The organism is Sporosarcina sp. P12(2017) (assembly GCF_002743035.1).
In the GTDB taxonomy this organism is placed as follows: domain Bacteria; phylum Bacillota; class Bacilli; order Bacillales_A; family Planococcaceae; genus Sporosarcina; species Sporosarcina ureae.
The window spans coordinates 1-1,613 of sequence record NZ_PDYL01000039.1 but is presented as its reverse complement, the minus strand read 5'-3'; the positions used below and the strand labels follow the sequence as shown (position 1 = coordinate 1,613).

General features: G+C 36.7%; 1 protein-coding gene. It reads right to left on the bottom strand.

The features are described from left to right. Positions 1–147 precede the first annotated feature (147 nt). Positions 148–1,524, bottom strand: a complete 1,377-nt coding sequence (locus tag CSV80_RS17250) for an IS4 family transposase (RefSeq protein WP_099670347.1) — start codon at positions 1,522–1,524, stop codon at positions 148–150. Positions 1,525–1,613 lie beyond the last annotated feature (89 nt).

The window sequence follows — 1,613 nt, the reverse complement described above, 5'->3', positions numbered from 1 at the left end:
CCATAGCTGTCAACTTAAGAATTCACAGTAAATTTATAACCCGCATCCCATGCACTATACATGGTTTACTAGCTTGATTAAAAGGGTAAGATCTTTGTAAGCACGCTAAATAAACGACGCTCTCGTGTCGTAAAAAATTAAAGTTTTTCAGTTAAATAGAAGGTGATGTATGGCAGTTCCATTGGCGGATCTGGGTTTTCTAGCAGTTTTACAAAGTAATTGAATCACTGCTTGGAAGATCACTATACATCCCTTCTTTTTTCTGTGGAAAATTCCGTATAATTTAGGTAACACTTCATTCGAGATTGTACGTACAGCAATCATCTCACTAATTTCCATCTCTTTTTCCTCCCAAATGATGTTCCTTATTTGATACGCAATGAATTGACTTATTATACACACGAGAAGAGTGGCATATAAATGACACAACCAACGTGGGTTTTTTACCAATTTAAAATGATCGATTTTTATATAAGATTTCCATACTTTGAATTGGAGTTCGACTTGCCAACGGAGCCGATACAACAGCGTCACCTGTTTTTCAGAAATAGATATAGGTAGATTCGTCATATATACCGTGATCCCTGCCAAATCGCGTATTACCTGTTTGGGTTCTTTTCCTGACTTCGTCGTTCTTCTGTCAATCTTTTTTAATCTGTTTTCTATTTGCTTTTCCCCATGGGAAAAAATAATACAACGTGCAGGAAAGTGGGCCTCACCTCCAAAATACACATCCTCTAACTCTAAATACTCTCCAGGCTGTAAATTTCTACACAGCTCGACTAGATCAATTCGATGATATTGACTACTTTTTACCGGCTTTCCATTCTTATGATACGTAGGATAGGGATTTTTGTATGCCAGATACATATCATTTCGTGTTTTAGATATAAAAAATACACCCGATTGATCCATTCTTTTAAATTGTTCAAAACTAAAATAGCCTAAATCTTGCATGCAAAGCTCGTTTTCGACTACATAAGGAAGCCTTTGACTTCCCATTTTGGCATCGTTGATATGGGTGAAATCCACTTTAAGGAATGTTGATTGACCTGAAAGTAGATCGAATTCAAAATGCACCTTCGCTGATTGTTGATGTGTATTTTTAGCACGCGATTTCAAATGATCTGGCACACTCACAAATGTAGAATCCATAACGCGTATACTAGTAAATGGAAGTGTGTCTTGACTTAGTAGTGATGACAAATCCAGTTGATTCTGTACAATGACTATCTCATGAATCAATCGAAGTAAAAACTCCGCTGCTTCGGGCGTGAATTTCTTGTCAATAGCCGTTCGACTGACAGAAATGTCTTGATCCAGACTCAACTTTACACAAAGTTCTTGAAGGGAAGAGTCTAGTAAATTTCCGTGATTTTTAAAGAGGAGCATAAGAAAATCACTAGCAGTGATTTGTCTTTTACGCTTGATAAAACCGGTTTCCTTAGCCAGAGCATCCACTCTTTCAGGATGGATCAATGAAAGTAATTGTTCAAGCATGTCAAAATGATGGTTGATAGACATAAAAAGAACTCCTTTCAAAAATGATGGTATGTATCTTTACCATCTTTTTGAAAGAAGTACACCTATTTCTTAAGTTGACAGCTATGGGC

Coding starts and splice junctions, on each gene's coding strand:
- CSV80_RS17250 (WP_099670347.1), bottom strand. CDS start 1,524: ATGTCTATCAACCATCATTTTGACATGCTTGAACAATTACTTTCATTG.